Source organism: Marinobacter sp. NP-4(2019), from assembly GCF_003994855.1.
Classification (GTDB): Bacteria; Pseudomonadota; Gammaproteobacteria; order Pseudomonadales; family Oleiphilaceae; genus Marinobacter.
Genome location: NZ_CP034142.1, coordinates 1,812,373 through 1,830,175, shown reverse-complemented (window position 1 = coordinate 1,830,175; position 17,803 = coordinate 1,812,373). Strand labels below are relative to the sequence as shown.

Below are 17,803 nucleotides of genomic sequence, written 5' to 3'. Positions count from 1 at the left end.
AACCATGTCCTACGCCGAACTCCATTGCCTGAGCAATTTCACTTTCCTGACAGGCGCATCGCACCCTCATGAGTTGGCGGAGCAGGCGGCGGAACTGGGTTATCACGCCCTGGCGATCACCGATGCCTGTTCGGTTGCCGGTATCCCACGGGCCTGGGCGGCCCTGAAAGACAGCCCGGTCAAGCTGATTACCGGCAGTTGGTTTGAACTGAGCGACGCACCGGCCAACGGCGCCACTCCGCGCTTTATCCTGCTGGCCCGCACCCGCACCGGCTATGGCCAGTTATGCCAACTGATCACAACGGGGCGCCGGCGGGCGGAGAAAGGCCAGTATCAGCTATTCTGCCAAGACATCGAAAATCACACCCTGGACGATTGCCTGTGCCTGTGGTTACCCCCCTCATCTGCCTGCACCGTTTACGACGACGCCCTGGCCTGTGGCCAGTGGCTACATCCGCTGTTCAAGCATCGCCTGTGGCTGGCCGCAGCCCGCACCCTGGAATCCGGCGAGGAGCAACACCTGGCCCGGGTGCGTCAGCTCGCCACCGAACTGCACTGCCCGATTACCGCCACCGGACAGGTCCACATGCACTGCCGTGAGCGCCAGCCCCTGCAGGACGTACTCACCGCCCTGCGCCACCACACCTCACTGGAGAACGCCGGCCATCACCTGTTCCAGAATGGCGAGCGCTACCTGAGACCACTGCCGGTGCTGAAGCGACTGTTCCCCGAACACTGGCTCAGGGAAAGCCTGACCATTGCCGACCAGTGCAGCTTCGAGCCTGGCAGCCTGCGCTACGAATACCCCGGGGATCTGGTCCCTGAAGGAGAAACCCCCGCCTCATACCTGCAGGCACTGACCCGGCAGGGGGAGCGCCGTCGCTACCCCGAAGGCACGCCGCTGGACGTCCAGGCCCTGGTTCGTAAGGAACTGGCGCTGATCGCAGAGATGCGTTATGAGCATTACTTCCTGACCATCCACGACATCGTGGCCTTTGCCCGCCAACAGGGCATCCTTTGCCAGGGGCGGGGCTCCGCCGCCAACTCGGCCGTCTGCTACTGCCTGGGCATCACCGAAGTCGACCCCGCCCACAGCGAGTTACTGTTTGAACGCTTTATCTCCAAAGATCGGGGCGAGCCGCCCGACATCGATGTGGACTTTGAACACGAACGGCGGGAAGAAGTGATCCAGTACATCTACCGGCGCTATACCCGGGAGCGGGCCGCCCTGGCCGCCACCGTCATCCGCTATCGTCCCAAAAGCGCCATCCGCGATGTCGGCAAAGCCCTCGGGTTCGATCCGGCCCTGGTGGAACAACTGCTGGAAGGCATTGACTGGCGGGACAGCAACACCAACTGGCGACACCAGATCCTGGACAAGCGTCTGACCCGCAATCCCCGGGTGGCTGACCAGTTCTTTACCCTGGTCAATACGCTGCTGGGTTTTCCCCGCCACCTCTCGCAGCATGTGGGTGGCTTTGTCATCAGTGCCGGCCCCCTGGCGGAACTGGTCCCGGTGGAGAACGCCGCCATGACCGACCGCACGGTGATCCAGTGGGACAAGGATGACCTGGAAAGCCTGGGACTCATGAAGGTCGACATACTCGCCCTGGGCATGCTCTCCGCCATCCGCAGGGCTCTGGAACTGATCAGTGAAGAGCGCGGACAACCGTTTGCCATGCCCGACATTCCCGCAGACGACCCCCTAACCTATGACATGCTCCAACAAGGAGACAGCATCGGCGTTTTCCAGGTGGAATCCCGCGCCCAGATCAACATGCTGCCAAAACTGAAACCGGAGTGTTTCTACGACCTGGTGATCGAAGTCGCCATCGTTCGCCCCGGCCCCATACAGGGAGATATGGTGCGCCCATACCTGCGCCGCAAGCACGGCCTGGAACCGGTGGAGGATTACCCAAACGCCGAAATACAGAGCGTGCTGGAACGCACGCTGGGTGTGCCAATTTTCCAGGAACAGGCCATCAAGCTCGCTATGGTGGCCGCCGGTTTTACCGCCGGCGAGGCCGACCGGCTCCGCCGTGCCATGGCCGCCTGGAAATCCGGCGGCGACCTCAGCCCGTTTCATGACAAACTCATCAACGGCATGCGGGCACGGGGCTACGAAGCGGATTTTGCCGAGCGGCTGTACCAACAGATTTGCGGTTTTGCTGGCTACGGCTTCCCGGAATCCCACTCCGCCAGCTTCGCCCTGCTGGCTTACGTGTCCGCCTGGATCAAACGCCACTACCCGGCGGCCTTTTACTGCGCCCTGCTCAACAGCCAGCCCATGGGGTTCTATTCCCCGTCGCAGCTGGTCCAGGATGCCCGCCGCCACAACGTCACCGTATTACCGGCGGATGTGAACCACAGCCGATGGGAGCACATCCTGGAAGGCCCCGAACGCCACCTCCGACTGGGGTTACGACTGATACAGGGCCTGTCCGCCAGCGGTGCCGAACGCCTCTGCCAGAACCGGCCTGCCCTGGGGTACCACTCCAGCAACGAACTCCGCCGCCTGGCCGATCTCAGCCAACGGGACATGGAACTCCTGGCACGGGCCAACGCCATGCCGGACTTCACCGCCAACCGTCACCAGGCTTACTGGCAATTGCTGGGCCACGAGCAACCGGCCGCACTCTTTGCCGCCGAAGACAACGAAGACTACACACCGGACACCTGCGACCAACTGCCGGAACCCACGGAAGGTCAGAACGTTCTCGCCGACTACGCCAGCCAGGGCCTGACCCTGCAGCGCCACCCTCTCGCCCTGCTGCGGGAACAAGGTCATCTCCGGTTTTGCCTGACCTCGGAACAACTGAAAGACACCAAAGCCGGCATCCCGGTCCAGGTCGCCGGCCTGGTCACCGGCCGCCAACGCCCCGGCACCGCCTCCGGCGTCACCTTTGTGACCCTTGAGGATGAAACCGGTAATGTCAACGTGATTGTCTGGCAGGAAACCGCACGGCGGCAGCGGAAACCGTTATTGACCGCCCGGCTGCTGCATGTGAAGGGCGTACTGGAAAGAGAGGGGGAGGTTATTCATGTGATTGCGGGGAAGCTTTCGGATCTGAGTCACCTGATCCATTCATTGCCGGTCAGTTCCAGAGACTTTCATTAGTTTGTCGGATTACGGCTTCGCCTAATCCGACCTACGGGAGGGCAACTCAGAAGTCTGAAGAGACAGTGTAGGGCCGCCTTTCAGGAATGTCGGAGGCCATGGATGGCCGGAGATCAAGCGCACATGGATGTGCTTGTAGCGTTTCCTGAAAGGCGGCCCTACACTGGCTCAAACTCCGAATTTTCGGTCTTACAAAAAAGAAAACCCCGCTTAGGCAAAAGCCCGGCGGGGTTTTCGGTACTGAAAGCGTGAGATCAGCCCAGAAGCTTGATCATCACACCGGCAGCAACCGCAGAGCCGATAACACCAGCCACGTTCGGACCCATGGCGTGCATCAGCAGGAAGTTCTGCGGGTTAGCTTCAAGGCCTACTTTGTTGGATACCCGCGCCGCCATCGGCACCGCAGATACACCGGCAGAACCGATCAACGGGTTGATCTGCTCCTTGCTCAGCTTGTTCATCAGCTTCGCCATCAGGATACCCGAAGCGGTACCAACACCGAAGGCTACAATGCCCAGTCCGAGGATACCCAGAGTCTGGCCGTCCAGGAACTTGTCCGCCATCAGCTTGGAGCCAACAGACAGCCCCAGGAAAATGGTCACAATGTTGATCAGTGCGTTCTGGGCTGTGTCACTCAGACGCTCAACCACACCACACTCACGCATCAGGTTACCGAAGCAGAACATACCCAACAGAGGCGCCGCATCCGGCAGGAACAGTACCACTGCAATCAATACCACCAGCGGGAAGATGATCTTCTCTTTCTTGCTCACCGGACGCAGTTGGGACATTTTAATGGCCCGCTCTTTATGACTGGTCAGCGCCTTCATGATCGGCGGCTGAATCATCGGTACCAGAGCCATATAGGCGTAGGCAGAGACTGCGATAGCACCCAGAAGATGCGGAGCCAGAACACTGGACACGTAAATGGACGTCGGACCATCCGCACCACCAATGATACCGATGGCAGCCGCTTCAAGGATGTTGAATTCCAATACACCCGTCCAGTCCAGCAGCGCCGCACCAATGACAGTACCGAAGATACCGAACTGAGCGGCAGCACCCAGCAGCAGGGTCTTGGGGTTGGCAAGCAGAGGACCAAAATCGGTCATCGCACCCACGCCCATGAAGATCAGCAGAGGCCCGATGGTGCTGCCAATAACCACAGAGTAGAAGTTATACAGCATGCCATTGCCATAACCGAAATCCTGCGCGAGGGAGTTTGCCATCGCCATTTCGGAGTAGCTGGCCTCTTTAACTGCAACCTTGAAGGCTTCTTTCAGCTCAGGTGTTACTGCCTGGCCAGCCTGATAAGCCACATCCAGCGGCGCGGCCAGCGCGGCCAGAACCTGCGTTGCATCGTTCTTCAGAGCAAAGTGGATTGCATTTTCCGCCGCAGTCAGGGCAAGCCCTGCCTCCGGAATATTCGCCAGAATACCGCCGAACCCAATGGGTACCAGCAGCAGCGGCTCAAAGCCCTTGCGAATCGCAAGGAACAGCAGAAGAAGGCCGATGGCAATCATCACCACCTGACCAATCTCTATATTGAACAGACCACTGCCTGTCCAGAGCGTCATTAATTTTTCCATGGAATGCTGGCCCTTATGCGATTGTCAGCATTTCATCATCAGGGGATACGGCATCACCGACCTTGATGAAAACTTCACCGATGGTACCGCCCTTCGGTGCACGAACTTCGGTTTCCATCTTCATGGCTTCCAGGATGATCAGCACATCGCCTTCTTCAACGACGTCACCCGGAGATACCAGGACCTTGAAGATATTTCCGCCCAGCGGCGCAACAACCGGTTCACCCTCACCCGCGGCAGGCGCCGGTGCAGCAGACGAAGTTGCTGGTGCGGAAGCAGCACCGCCTTCGCCCTGGATCTGGGTAATTTCACCGCCTTCGGAAACAGCAACAACAAACTTCTTGCCGTTAACTTCGACAGTGTAGGTCTCGGGTCCACCGGCCTTCTTCGCGGGTGCAGCATCTTCCGCAGTCGGAACTGGCTCAAACGCATCCGGGTTGCCCCGGTTTTCCAGGAACTTGAGGCCAATCTGCGGGAACAGGGCGTAGGTCAGCACGTCGTCAACAACGTTGTCCGCAAGCTTGATGCCCTTCTCGTCCGCGAGCTTCTTCAGCTCGTCGGTCAGCTTGTCCATTTCCGGCTCAAGCAGATCGGCAGGACGGCAGGTAATCGGCTCTTTACCATCCAGGACCCGCTCCTGCAGTTCCTTGTTGAACGGAGCCGGCGCGGAACCGTACTCGCCCTTCAGGATGGCCGATGTTTCCTTGGAGATAGACTTGTAACGCTCACCAGTCAGAACGTTCAGTACCGCCTGGGTACCTACGATCTGGGAAGTCGGTGTTACCAGCGGGATGTAACCCAGGTCTTCGCGGACCTTGGGGATCTCGGCCAGAACTTCATCGAACCTATCGCTCGCGTTCTGCTCTCGCAGCTGGTTTTCCATGTTGGTCAGCATGCCACCGGGCACCTGAGCAATCAGAATGCGGGAATCGGTGCCCCGGAGGCTGCCTTCAAACTTCGCGTATTTCTTACGAACTTCGCGGAAGTAACTGGCGATTTCTTCCAGTAGGTTCAGGTCAAGGCCGGTGTCACGGTCTGTACCCTCAAGAATGGCAACAACCGCCTCTGTGGGCGAGTGACCATAGGTCATACTCATTGAAGAGATGGCCGTATCCACGTTATCGATACCGGCTTCCGCTGCCTTGATGGCGGTGGCGGTAGACATTCCGGTCGTCGCGTGGCACTGCATGTGAATCGGGATGTCCAGCTCTTTCTTCAGGCGGCTCACCAGATCAAAGGCCACGTAAGGCTTGAGAATACCAGCCATGTCCTTGATGGCAATGGAGTCCGCGCCCATGTCTGCGACTTCCTTCGCCAGCTCTACCCACATATCAATGGTGTGCACGGGGCTGGTGGTATAGGAAATAGTGCCCTGTGCGTGCTTGCCGGTCTTGCGAACGGCCTTGATGGCAGTTTCCAGGTTACGCGGGTCGTTCATCGCGTCGAAAATCCGGAACACGTCCACGCCGTTCTCGGCGGCACGGTCAACAAACCGCTCTACCACATCGTCTGCATAATGACGGTAACCCAACAGGTTCTGACCACGTAGCAACATTTGCTGCTGCGTGTTGGGCATGGCTTTTTTCAGTTCGCGGATACGCTCCCAAGGGTCTTCGCCCAGGTAACGGATGCAGGAGTCGAAGGTAGCTCCACCCCAGGATTCCAGAGACCAGAAACCGACTTTGTCGAGTTTCTCGGCAATGGGCAGCATGTCGTCAAGCCGCATACGGGTGGCGAGCAGGGACTGGTGGGCGTCACGCAGGACAACGTCCGTAATCCCCAGCGGTTTCTTTGTATCAGTCATCGTGTCAGCCTTCTGTTTAAAGGTTCTATCTTTTACCGGGTCACTTCTTGTGGCGCGACCGGAATTGTGCAATCGCCTTCTTGATGGCCTCGGCGGTGTCAGGGTCAACCGACGTTGGCGCCTTGGGCTTGGCACGTGGCGTTCTGGCCGGGGTTGCCGGCTCTGGCGGCGCAAACCGTGAAACGAGCTTGGACATGAGCAGCGTTGCGAACACCAGCACTACCAGGAACGCAAACACGAATCCCATGCCTGCAATCATCAGATCTACGGCTTGTGACATCAGGTCATTCATATCGAATAGCTACCTGTATTGGTTTGTGTGATTTCCCCGAACTGCCTGATCTAATCCACTGGACCAGGAGTTTCGCATCCAGCGGAGACAATCCGGGAGGCAAAATCCTGCGTAATTTACAGTTTTAGATTGCCTCGGGCAACCTGAATGCGAATTACTATACGCGCTTTCCGAGCCTCAAGACCCATTATGACAGACATCAGGCCTGCCCGAATCCGCCCACACTCAGGCGTATCGAACGCGCATTTTACGGCCTTTTATCCTGCCACTCTCCAGCCTTTCAAGCGCCTCTGCGGCGACACTGCGGTCAACTGCCACAAAGCACTGGAAGTCAAACAGATCAATCTTTCCAACGGCCTTGCCGGGAATACCGGCTTCTCCGGTAAGCGCTCCCAGCACATCCCCCGGCCGGATCTTGTCTTTGCGCCCGCCGGAAATACATAGGGTGCGCATAGCCGGCACGACCGGCCTGTCAGGATTTGCCAGCAGTTTTTCCGTATCCCCCCAATGCACCTCCTCATCACGCTGGGATTCCAGTCGGGAGATCTTGTGCCCCTGGGACGGTGTACACAGTGTCACTGCCAGGCCCGCTTCACCCGCCCGGCCGGTTCGACCAACCCGATGAGTATGAACCTCCGGATCCCTGGCTGGCTCAACGTTCACCACCAGCGGTAACGCCTTGATATCCAAACCGCGGGCAGCAACATCCGTTGCCACCAGCACCGAGCAACTCTGATTTCCGAAGCGAACCAATACGCTGTCGCGATCCTTCTGCTCCAGATCTCCGTGCAAAGGCAAAGCCGAGAAACCGCGATCACCCAACGCCGCGGCTAGCTCATCGCACTGTTGCTTGGTGGTGCAGAAGGCAATACAGGAGGTAGGCTGAAAATCCGATAGCAGCGCCGCCAGAGCATCCACTTGCTGACCGGAGGCAATCTCATAGAACAATTCGCGGATATCGGGCTTTTCAACATGCCCTGTCACCCGTATATCCACCGGCTGATGCTGGTACCGCTCGCTGAGGGTGCGAATGGCATCCGGCCAGGTTGCTGAAAACATCAGGGTCTGACGCCGCGACGGTGCCTGACTGATAATATCTTCCACCGCATCCTGAAAGCCCATGTCCAGCATGCGATCGGCCTCATCCAGCACCAGTGTTTGCAGCCGATCCAGGGTCAGAGTCCCCTTACGAAGGTGGTCCTGGATGCGGCCCGGCGTGCCGACAACGATATGGGCACCATGGCTCAGTGAACCAATCTGCGGCCCGATCGCAACACCACCACACAGCGTCAACACTTTTACATTGGTCTTTGCCCGCGCCAGCTCCCGCAGCGCTTTGGCCACCTGATCAGCGAGCTCCCGGGTGGGGCATAAAATCAGCCCCTGAACCGAAAACTGCCGCGTCCTGAGCTTCTCAACCAGCCCGATACCAAACGCCGCGGTTTTACCACTGCCGGTTTGCGCCATGGCAATAACATCCTTTCCAGCGATCGCAGCAGGCAACGCCCTGGCCTGTATCGGCGTGGGTTGCTGGAATCCCAACTGTGCAAGATTGGAGATCATGGCCTGCGACAGGCCAAGCTGGTTAAAGGAAGACATAAGTAGAAAATCCTGAAATGAATAATGCTGGTTATGGCGGAGTTTGCGGTGCGCGTATACTACCTTATCAGTGCGTGTTCCGTCTGGTTAATTCGCAAACAGCGCGGGACGCCAGAGTCAGCAACTATTTACGGAGTCGTAGATGGCATCACTTCAGGACCAGTTATTGAAAGCCGGACTTGCCGATGAAAAAAAGGCCAAGGCCATTCGCAATGAAAAGAAGAAGCAACGGAAGCAACAACCCAAAGGAACGGTGCAGGTCAGCGAGGCTGAAATCCGCGCTCGCAAGGCCCGGGAAGAAAAAGCCGAGCGTGATCGCCAGCTAAACCTGGAACGTCAGAAGGAGGCCGAGAAGAAAGCCATTCAGGCACAGATTCGTCAATTGGTGAATACCAACCGCCTGGACCGCTCCCGGGGCGAGACCTCCTATCAGTTTGTTCACGACAAGAAGATCAAAAAGATCTTTGTTGACGACAAAATGGTTGACCAGCTATCCCGCGGACGCTTGGCTATTGTCTTTGTCAACGACCAGTACGAGATTGTTGCCGAAGGCGTTGCACGGAAGATTCAGGAGCGGAACGAAAACGCCGTTGTCGTACTCCATGATCGACACAAAGACGATGTCGGTGAGGATGACCCCTATGCCGGGTACGAAATCCCTGACGATCTGATGTGGTAATCACCGGCATGTTCTCCCGGGCCAAAATTGCTGTTTTTCGCTGTGAAGTGCATCTGATTGGCCACTTCATGCGAATACCTCTATGCGGCTTACCGCTTAAAACAGCAATAACCAAGGAGAACACCGATGAAATCATCCAGCGTTAAAACCCTGATGGCGGCAACTCTTACCTGTGCCGCCATGGGCGTATCGACTGCGGCCATGGCGGGTCACACTAACCATGTTCTGACCACCCAGTTAAGCGCCAAGGAGATGGTAGGTAGCAAGGGCGACCCCAATGGCAAAGGGCATGGCCACGTTTTCGGGGTCGATGGTGACCCGAAGACACTGTGCTACATCCTTCAGGTGGAAGGCATTCAGACCGTACCGGTAGGCGAAGGCATGGCCGCCCACATCCATGAAGCGGGCAAAGGCATGAATGGCGCCCCGATTGCCATGCTCGCCGGCCCTGAAGACGGTGACGCGGCGGATTGCCTGACAGAAGGTGAAGAAGGCAAGTTCCCGACGGGTGAAAGTGGCATCGTGAAGCGCATTCTCGAGAACCCGTCCGACTTTTACATCAACGTGCACAACCCGGAATATCCCGATGGCGCTGTTCGTGGACAGCTGATGGGCGCGGATCATAAAGGCAAGATGTAAGAAGGACCAAATCCTCCCAGCTATACAAAGCAAAACGCCTCAGCCTGTGGGGTGCACAAACTGAGGCGTTTCGATCTTGATATGGCGCGGCTGGGAGGATTAGGCGGGCCTGCGGCCCTTCCCCTTCGGGGCCGCCGTCGCTGCGCTCCCGCGTTCCTCCGCACACTTCGTGTGCTACGGTCGAACCTCTTTCGGTTCAAATCCTCCCAGCTATACAAAGCAAAACGCCTCAGCCTGTGGGCTGCACAAACTGAGGCGTTTCGATCTTGATATGGCGCGGCTGGGAGGATTCGAACCTCCGACCGCCTGGTTCGTAGCCAGGTACTCTATCCAGCTGAGCTACAGCCGCTTAAACTGTGAATCCTTGTCCAATTTGGCAATTAGCCTAATGGTAGGATTATTCGGGCCTGAGGCCCCTCAATTAAATGGCGCGGCTGGGAGGATTCGAACCTCCGACCGCCTGGTTCGTAGCCAGGTACTCTATCCAGCTGAGCTACAGCCGCGCATCTTATCGCTTGTGGTTGAGTGCCAGATCAACCTGTTCTCTTTTCCGGTGAAGGAAAATGGCGGAGAGGGAGGGATTCGAACCCTCGGTACGATTGCTCGTACGGTTCCTTAGCAGGGAACTGGTTTCAGCCACTCACCCACCTCTCCTTGAGAACGGGGCGTATACTACCATAATTTTTCTGTTTTCATAGGGTTGACACAAGATTTTTGCATCTCATTTTAACCGGGCAGAAAAAAGGCCGCTCAGGTTCCCCTTGAGCGGCCTTTTAAAAGCTCTCAGCTGTTGCCAGGTTCTGGCTCATCAGAGTCTTTTTCACTCTGAATGCGCTGATAAATCTCTTCACGGTGTACCGCCACTTCTTTTGGAGCGTTAACACCAATACGTACCTGATTCCCCTTAACTCCGAGCACGGTAACGGTGATTTCGTCACCCACCATCAGAGTTTCGCCAACGCGGCGAGTCAAAATCAACATATCCTGTTCTCCCTTGTCCAGAGCTACCTGTTCCGAAAATAACGTTCTACTTTTATGTAGTCACTTTTATAGTGGGGCCACTTGCTGCTCAAAAGACGCATAATCCCTTATACGGAACAACTGCGCTAACGGGGACAACAAATAACACCCTTTTTTCAGACAGCCTGAGCGAACCGACCTGTGCTTCGCTTGATCAGGCTTCTTCAACCCCGGACTTGTCCAGCTCGAATGCACTGTGAAGTGCGCGAACCGCAAGCTCGAGATACTTCTCATCAATCACCACGGAAATCTTGATTTCGGACGTGGAGATCATCTGAATATTGATACCCTCGTGGGAGAGAGCTTCGAACATCCGGGTTGCAACACCGGCATGCGAACGCATGCCTACACCGACGATGCTCACCTTGGCAATTTTACTGTCACCACCAACTTCCCGGGCGCCCAGTTCCTCTGCGACACCCCGCAGCACTTCCTGGGCCCGCTTGAAATCATTGCGATGAACCGTAAAGGTGAAGGACGTGTGGTTATCCTCCCCCACGTTCTGCACAATCATATCAACTTCGATATTAGCGTCGCTAACAGGCTTCAGTATACGCAAAGCACTGCCAGGTGTATCTGGCACACCGGAAATAGTGACCTTGGCTTCATCACGGTTGAAAGCGATGCCGGAGACGACCGGTTGTTCCATGGCGTTATCATCCTCAAGAGTAATCAGGGTGCCTTCACCTTCCTCGAAGCTGGAAAGAACCCTTAACGGAACATTGTACTTACCTGCAAACTCAACGGCACGGATCTGCAATACCTTTGAGCCCAGGCTGGCCATTTCCAGCATTTCCTCAAAGGTAATTCGTTCGAGCCGCCGCGCACTGTCAACAACACGGGGATCGGTCGTGTAGACCCCATCCACATCGGTATAGATCTGACATTCGTCGGCTTTCAGTGCCGCCGCCAATGCAACGGCTGTGGTATCCGAACCACCACGGCCAAGCGTGGTGATATTACCGTTGTCATCAATACCCTGAAAACCGGCAACTACAACCACCCTGCCCGCATCCAGATCTTCGCGCATACGCTGCTCATCAATCTGTTTAATGCGGGCCTTGGTATGGGAGCTGTCTGTCACGATACGGACCTGCGAACCGGTATAGGATCGCGCGGTGCACCCCAATTTCTGCAGCGCCATGGACAGCAATGCAATCGTGACCTGCTCGCCGGTAGAGACCAACACATCCATTTCCCGGGGCGTGGGCTCTTCCATAATGTCGTTTGCCAATGCGATCAGGCGATTGGTTTCGCCGCTCATGGCGGACACCACCACAACCACCTCATGCCCCTCACGGCGGAAGCGAGCCACTTTCTCGGCCACCGCCTGAATACGCTCGGTCGTCCCTACCGACGTGCCACCGAATTTCTGAACCAACAGAGCCATTTTCTTCCCGGTATCCTGAAGAGGACAAAGGCGAAGCCAAAGCCCCGCCGGTTAAAAGTCAAACGGGCAGGATTATAAACGTCTGCCCGCTATCACAACAGTTGCTTATGCAATATTTTCTTTAACCCAGTCAGGAACACCTGCCAGGGCGTCAGCCAATCGAGAAGGATCGTTGCCGCCGCCCTGAGCCATATCCGGACGACCGCCGCCTTTACCATCAACCTGGGCCGCGAGATGCTTCATCAGGTCACCGGCTTTGATCTTGCTGGTGGCCGACTTGGTGACACCGGCTACCAACGTCACTTTGCCGCCCTCGACACTGGCAAGCACCACAACCCCTTCACCAAGCTTGTTCTTCAACTGATCCGCTGTTTCCATTAATGCCTTGCGGTCAGCGCCTTCCAGCTCGGAGGCCACGATTTTCAACCCGCCCACTTCGACAGCGGAACTGGCCAGATCGGTTCCGGCAGAGCTGGCCAGCTTGGCTTTAAGGGCAGTCACTTCTTTTTCCAATTGACGATTACGATCCACGGTTTGCTGAATTTTCTCGATCAGCGATTCCCGGGTTCCTTTCACCAGCCCGGCCGCTTGTTTCAACGTTCGCTCGGTTTCATCCACCCACTCCAGAGCACCGAAACCGGTGACCGCCTCAATACGACGCACCCCGGAGGAAATACCGCTTTCCGAGGTGATCCGGAACAGACCAATATCTCCGGTGCGTGCCACATGGGTACCGCCGCACAACTCGACGGAAAAGTTATCGGACCCCATGCTCAACACTCGCACAGTATCTCCATACTTTTCACCAAACAGGGCCACGGCACCTTTGGCCTGGGCCTGCTCCATATCGGTAACTTCCGTCTGTACCGGTGTATTGGCAAGAATCTGCTCGTTTACCTGACGCTCGATTTCCTTCAACTGTTCCAATGTAACAGCCTCAAAGTGCGAGAAATCGAAACGCAATTTATCCGGATCCACCAACGAACCTTTCTGGGTGACATGCTCGCCCAACACATTACGCAGTGCGGCATGCAGTAGATGAGTGGCAGAATGGTTGCGCTTGGTGCGCTCACGGCGGGCGTGGTCGATACGGGCATCCACTTCCAGTCCCGGGAATAACTCGCCTTCAATAACGGTACCGATATGCAAGTGGTTATTTCCTTCCTTGCGCGTATCGGTCACCTGAAAACGGCCGCCACTCCAGGTCAACAGGCCGGTATCACCCACCTGACCACCGGATTCCGCATAGAACGGCGTACGCTCCAGCACCACAACGGCCTCGTCGCCGGCTTCAGCTGCTTTTTCTTCACCACCCACGATCACAGTGCGAATCGTTTCGTGGCCATCGATTTGCTCGTAACCGGTAAACTCGGTTTTGCCGTCAATAGACAGACCGGCGGCATTGTAATCAATGCCGAACTTACTGGCGGCACGTGCACGCTCACGCTGGCTTTCCATGGCCTTTTCGTATCCTTCGTAGTCCAGGGTCAGGCCACGCTCACGGGCGATATCATTGGTGAGGTCCACCGGAAATCCATAGGTGTCATACAGGGTGAAAATCGTCTCGCCCGGAATAACACTGCCCTTGAGCCCGGCAATGTCCTGTTCCAGCAGGCGCAGTCCTTTGTCCAGGGTCTTGGCAAACTGCTCTTCTTCCTGCAGCAGCACCTTTTCAATCTGCTTGCGACTGCTGACCAGCTGCGGATAGGCATCGCCCATCAGCTCCACCAGAGCACCGGTGAGCTTGTAGAAGAACGGTTGGGTAGCGCCCAACTTGTTGCCATGGCGAGCGGCACGGCGAATGATCCGACGCAGCACAAAGCCACGACCTTCATTGGAAGGCATAACGCCGTCGGAAATAAGGAACGCACAGGACCGGATGTGGTCAGCCACCACGCGCAGCGACGCTTCGGTAGTGTCAACACCGCCCAGAATCCCGGAAGCGGCTTCCAGAAGATCCTGCATCAGGTCGATTTCGTAGTTGCTGTGCACACCCTGCAGAACAGCGGTGATGCGCTCAAGCCCCATCCCGGTATCCACCGAGGGTTTGGGCAGATCCAGCATTTCACCATCCGCCGTGCGGTTGTACTGCATGAAGACCACGTTCCAGATCTCGATGTAACGGTCGCCGTCTTCTTCCGGGCTGCCGGGAGGGCCACCCGCCACATCAGGACCGTGATCATAGAAAATTTCGGTACAGGGACCGCAAGGCCCGGTGTCACCCATCTGCCAGAAGTTGTCGGAAGCGTAAGGTGCGCCCTTGTTATCGCCAATACGCACAATGCGCTCTGCCGGAACGCCGATCTCCTTATTCCAGATATCGTAGGCCTCGTCATCCGACGCGTAGACGGTGACCCACAACTTGTCTTTTGGCAGCTTCAGCCAGTCATCACTGGTCAGGAAGGTCCAGGCGTAATTGATCGCTTCGCGCTTGAAATAGTCACCAAAGCTGAAGTTGCCCAGCATCTCAAAAAAGGTGTGGTGACGCGCGGTGTAACCGACATTCTCCAGGTCGTTGTGCTTGCCGCCGGCACGCACGCATTTCTGGGAGGTGGTCGCGCGGGTGTAATCGCGCTCTTCGCGGCCAAGGAACAGATCCTTGAACTGGTTCATCCCCGCGTTGGTAAACAACAGGGTGGGATCGTCCGCCGGCACCAGCGAACTGCTCGGCACAATGGTGTGACCCTGCTGCTTGAAATAGTCCAGAAACGCCTGTCGCAACTCTGCGGTTTTCATAGCCCTTTGATACCCTTCTATAAACCCGTCGGGGTCCACGATTGAGAACACATACTTACATGCGTGTGCAAATCCGCTACTCTAGCACACGCCGAGAACAGGAAAAACGTGAAACATTACAGGAGACCCCATGCCCCGACGCTTTCATGACGCCGAGGAATTGCCGCCCCCCGCCACGTTTATTAAACGACTTCTGAGCATTATTTACGATGGCTTGATCTGCATAGCCGTGCTGCTGGTGGCAACCTGGATTTACACCCTGATAGCCGGGTGGCTGACGGGGTGGGATCGTTATGAGGAAATGGCCGAAAGCGGCGCCCTGGGTGGCGATCCGCTACTGACGTTTATCCTGTTCCTGGTGCTGTATCTGTTTTTCGCCTATTTCTGGACACGCACCGGCCAGACACTGGCCATGCAGGTGTGGCGGATTCGCATCGAAAACCTCGATGGCACCTCGGTGAGTTGGTCCCAGGCCTTGCTCCGCTATGCCACAGCCGCTGCGGTATTCTTTGTAACGCTGCTGGCCTCGCACTACCTCGGAGCCATTACCCTGGTGATCACCCTACCTGCGGTGCTGTCCCTGTTCTGGCCCATTAACGGCTTGTCCGTCACTGACCGGATTTCCAACAGCGTGGTGGTACAGGTGCCCAAACCGGACAAGAAATAGAGCTTTTTTTACCCCGCCCGTCGCATCAACACCGCACCAACAGCGGCATTGATGGCGATGGGCAACAGGATAGCCAGAACCGGATTAAAACCGAACACAAGACTCATCGGACCAAGCAGGTCCTGCATGTATTTGAACAGCAACCCGACAATCAGGCCAGTAAAGACCCGGAACCCCATGGTCACTGAGCGCAGAGGGCCAAAGATAAAGGAAATGGCCACCAGCACCATCACGGCCGTGCCGAGAGGCATCAACACCTTCTTCCAGAAAGCCAGCCAGTAGTTGGCCGAACTCAGTCCCTGCTCGTCCAGGTAACTGGCGTAGGTGTACAAGCCGGTTATCGGCAGGTTTTCCGGCTTGACGATAAGCACACTCAGGACGCCGGGGGAAAGTCCTGTTTCCCAACGCAGGGTTTCGTGGGTCTCCTGAGTCAGTTGCTCTTCCCCCAACACGGTGGTGGCCACGTGCTGCAATCGCCAGTAATCACCCTGATAGGTCGCACGTTCAGAAAAACTGGCCGAGAGCATCCAGCGGTCGGCGTCGAAACGAAAGAGTGAAACGCCCTGCAATTCGCCATCCGGACTGACGGCGTTAAAATGCATGAACACATCCCCCTCACGATGCCAGACCCCCGATGCCGTGGCTATGTTTTCCCCAGCTCCCTGAGCAATAGCCTTCTGGCTTTGGGCCATACGCTCAGCAGGCGGAGCCACATATTCACCGATCACCAGCCCAATCATCACCACAATTAGCGCCGGCTTCATGGCCGACCACACAATACGCTTGAGGGAGACGCCAGCGGCACGGATAACCGTCAGTTCCGAGGAACTGGCCATCGCCCCCAGCCCCACGAGGCACCCCATAAAGGCACCCAGGGGTAAATAATCGTAGATGCGGCGAGGCAGCGTCATGAATACGTACCACAGCGCCTGGAGCGTCTGGTAATCGTTCCGGGCGTCCTCCAGCTCGGCGATGAAGCCGAAAATGAGATCCAGCGACAGCACCACCACCATGACCAGGAACATTGCTCCGCCCACGGTGCGCATGACGTATTGATCAATCTTATACATGAGCCCGGCCCTCCCTGGTCAGACGCCGCTTGTATAGCCAGGCAGGACCAAACTGGAGCCACAGCCCCAGGGCCAGGAAAATGGCATGGACCCACAACATCCCGATCCATTCCGGTACTTTGCCACTGGCAAGGGCGTCCCGGGCAACAATCAACAGGCCAAGATAGGTGACGTAGACCAGCATTGCCGGCAACAAATGAAAGAAACGGCCCTGACGGGGATTCACCCGGCTCAGCCGGACCGCCAACAAGGTGACGATGGGCACGATAAGTGGAAGGGTAAAGCGCCAGTGCAGCAATGCCCGGTCTTCCAGGTTGTCGGACGCCATCAGATCCAGGGTACTGATACCCTCTTCCAGCTCTTTGTCACGGCCACCACCACTCTGAATTTTCAGTCCGTAGGCATCAAATCCGGTCACCTGATACTCAAGTTGACCGGGCAATCCCTCAAAACGCCCGCCCTCTTCCAGTATCAGGAACCGGCTACCGGTTTTCTGATCAATCAACTGGGAACCGGACTCCGCCGTGATGATCGTCAGTCCCTCACGACCGTATTCCGCAATGAACACACCCTCAAGCACCCGCTTGTCATCACTCAGGCCTTCCGTATAAGTAACCCGGCCGCCGGACGCCAGGTCCTGAAAACGCCCCGGAGCCAGCATTTCAAACTCCGTCGCCTTGCGCTGCTCGTTAAAAATGGCCTCCACCTGTTTCATACCCCAGGGCGAAACATACAGACTCATGGCTCCAACGGTCAGCATCACCGGGATGCTGGCCAACAGGGTTTTCCCGAGCACCTGGCGGTCACTCATGCCACAGGCAAAGAGCACTGTCATTTCACTCTCAAGATACATTCGCCCATAGGCGAGCAGGATACCGATGAAGAAACCAAGCGGCAGGATCAGTTCCAGAAAACCGGGAAACCGGTATGCCATGATCTGGAACAGCACGTCCCCGGCCAGTTCCCCTGCGGCTGCTTCGGCCAGATACTTTATAAACCGGCCACTCATAAACACCAGCAGCAAAATACCGGAGACGGCGAGCATGCTGATCATAGTCTGGCGGGTAAGGTATCGGAAAACGATGCTCAAAACGTTGTCTCTGGCCGGAACGAATCGTAGTCAATGGATGAAAAACGACGGGGCTATTCTATGTAACCTTGGGGATGAATGACAGTACCGAAGGTTAAGGAGCTGTCAAC

13 protein-coding genes and 3 tRNA genes are annotated in these 17,803 nt (G+C 56.7%); 4 read left to right on the top strand and 12 right to left on the bottom strand.

Translation table 11 applies throughout. From position 1 onward, the window contains the following. The first annotated feature begins 4 nt into the window (after nt 1-4). Nucleotides 5-3,118, top strand: coding sequence for an error-prone DNA polymerase (locus EHN06_RS08350; RefSeq protein WP_127331896.1), 3,114 nt, complete (start codon nt 5-7; stop codon nt 3,116-3,118). Between the two features lie 254 nt (nt 3,119-3,372). On the opposite strand, the gene EHN06_RS08345 is transcribed toward EHN06_RS08350, so the two are convergent. The 4 genes from EHN06_RS08345 to dbpA all read right to left on the bottom strand — a co-directional run bounded on the left by EHN06_RS08345 (nt 3,373) and on the right by dbpA (nt 8,402). After that, entirely contained in the window at nt 3,373-4,707 is a 1,335-nt protein-coding gene (locus EHN06_RS08345) for a sodium ion-translocating decarboxylase subunit beta (protein WP_416332546.1), read from the bottom strand. A 13-nt stretch (nt 4,708-4,720) separates the two neighbouring features. Continuing rightward, a complete protein-coding gene (gene oadA, locus EHN06_RS08340) occupies nt 4,721-6,511 on the bottom strand; it encodes a sodium-extruding oxaloacetate decarboxylase subunit alpha (protein ID WP_127331892.1) in 1,791 nt (596 codons plus the stop codon). Nucleotides 6,512-6,551: 40 nt separating this feature from the next. Continuing rightward, entirely contained in the window at nt 6,552-6,803 is a 252-nt protein-coding gene (locus EHN06_RS08335) for an OadG family protein (RefSeq protein WP_127331890.1), read from the bottom strand. 225 nt (nt 6,804-7,028) lie between these two features. After that, nucleotides 7,029-8,402: an ATP-dependent RNA helicase DbpA gene (dbpA, locus tag EHN06_RS08330; protein WP_127331888.1), complete on the bottom strand. Its 1,374-nt coding sequence runs from the start codon at nt 8,400-8,402 to the stop codon at nt 7,029-7,031. Between the two features lie 142 nt (nt 8,403-8,544). Here dbpA and EHN06_RS08325 point away from each other — a divergent pair, with 142 nt between their 5' ends. Both EHN06_RS08325 and EHN06_RS08320 read left to right on the top strand, forming a co-directional pair. Next, nucleotides 8,545-9,081, top strand: a complete 537-nt coding sequence (locus EHN06_RS08325) for a DUF2058 domain-containing protein (protein ID WP_127331886.1) — start codon at nt 8,545-8,547, stop codon at nt 9,079-9,081. 126 nt (nt 9,082-9,207) lie between these two features. Further along, the gene (locus EHN06_RS08320) at nt 9,208-9,720 is read left to right on the top strand and encodes a CHRD domain-containing protein (protein ID WP_228257439.1); all 513 of its coding nucleotides are present in this window, start codon (nt 9,208-9,210) and stop codon (nt 9,718-9,720) included. A 272-nt stretch (nt 9,721-9,992) separates the two neighbouring features. On the opposite strand, the gene EHN06_RS08315 is transcribed toward EHN06_RS08320, so the two are convergent. From EHN06_RS08315 to alaS, 6 genes are all read right to left on the bottom strand, one after another. Beyond that, nucleotides 9,993-10,069 (bottom strand) — tRNA-Arg (locus EHN06_RS08315). A gap of 77 nt (nt 10,070-10,146) precedes the next feature. After that, nucleotides 10,147-10,223: transfer RNA gene (locus tag EHN06_RS08310), tRNA-Arg, on the bottom strand. Between the two features lie 61 nt (nt 10,224-10,284). Beyond that, nucleotides 10,285-10,374, bottom strand: a tRNA-Ser gene (locus tag EHN06_RS08305). A gap of 129 nt (nt 10,375-10,503) precedes the next feature. Further along, nucleotides 10,504-10,701 (bottom strand): carbon storage regulator CsrA, encoded by a 198-nt coding sequence (gene csrA, locus EHN06_RS08300; RefSeq protein WP_012139455.1) that lies wholly within the window; start codon nt 10,699-10,701, stop codon nt 10,504-10,506. A 193-nt stretch (nt 10,702-10,894) separates the two neighbouring features. Then, nucleotides 10,895-12,130: an aspartate kinase gene (locus EHN06_RS08295; RefSeq protein ID WP_127331884.1), complete on the bottom strand. Its 1,236-nt coding sequence runs from the start codon at nt 12,128-12,130 to the stop codon at nt 10,895-10,897. 105 nt (nt 12,131-12,235) lie between these two features. After that, nucleotides 12,236-14,866 (bottom strand): alanine--tRNA ligase, encoded by a 2,631-nt coding sequence (alaS, locus tag EHN06_RS08290; RefSeq protein ID WP_127331882.1) that lies wholly within the window; start codon nt 14,864-14,866, stop codon nt 12,236-12,238. Between the two features lie 130 nt (nt 14,867-14,996). On the opposite strand from alaS, the gene EHN06_RS08285 reads away from it, so the two are divergent. Then, nucleotides 14,997-15,533 (top strand): RDD family protein, encoded by a 537-nt coding sequence (locus EHN06_RS08285; protein ID WP_127331880.1) that lies wholly within the window; start codon nt 14,997-14,999, stop codon nt 15,531-15,533. Between the two features lie 8 nt (nt 15,534-15,541). On the opposite strand, the gene lptG is transcribed toward EHN06_RS08285, so the two are convergent. Both lptG and lptF read right to left on the bottom strand, forming a co-directional pair. Further along, a complete protein-coding gene (lptG, locus tag EHN06_RS08280; protein ID WP_127331878.1) occupies nt 15,542-16,603 on the bottom strand; it encodes an LPS export ABC transporter permease LptG in 1,062 nt (353 codons plus the stop codon). After that, nucleotides 16,596-17,693 carry an LPS export ABC transporter permease LptF gene (gene lptF / locus EHN06_RS08275; RefSeq protein WP_127331876.1) on the bottom strand — a complete coding sequence of 366 codons (1,098 nt, stop codon included), beginning with the start codon at nt 17,691-17,693 and terminating at the stop codon, nt 16,596-16,598. Before lptF ends, lptG begins: the two co-directional genes overlap by 8 nt. Nucleotides 17,694-17,803: the final 110 nt, after the last annotated feature.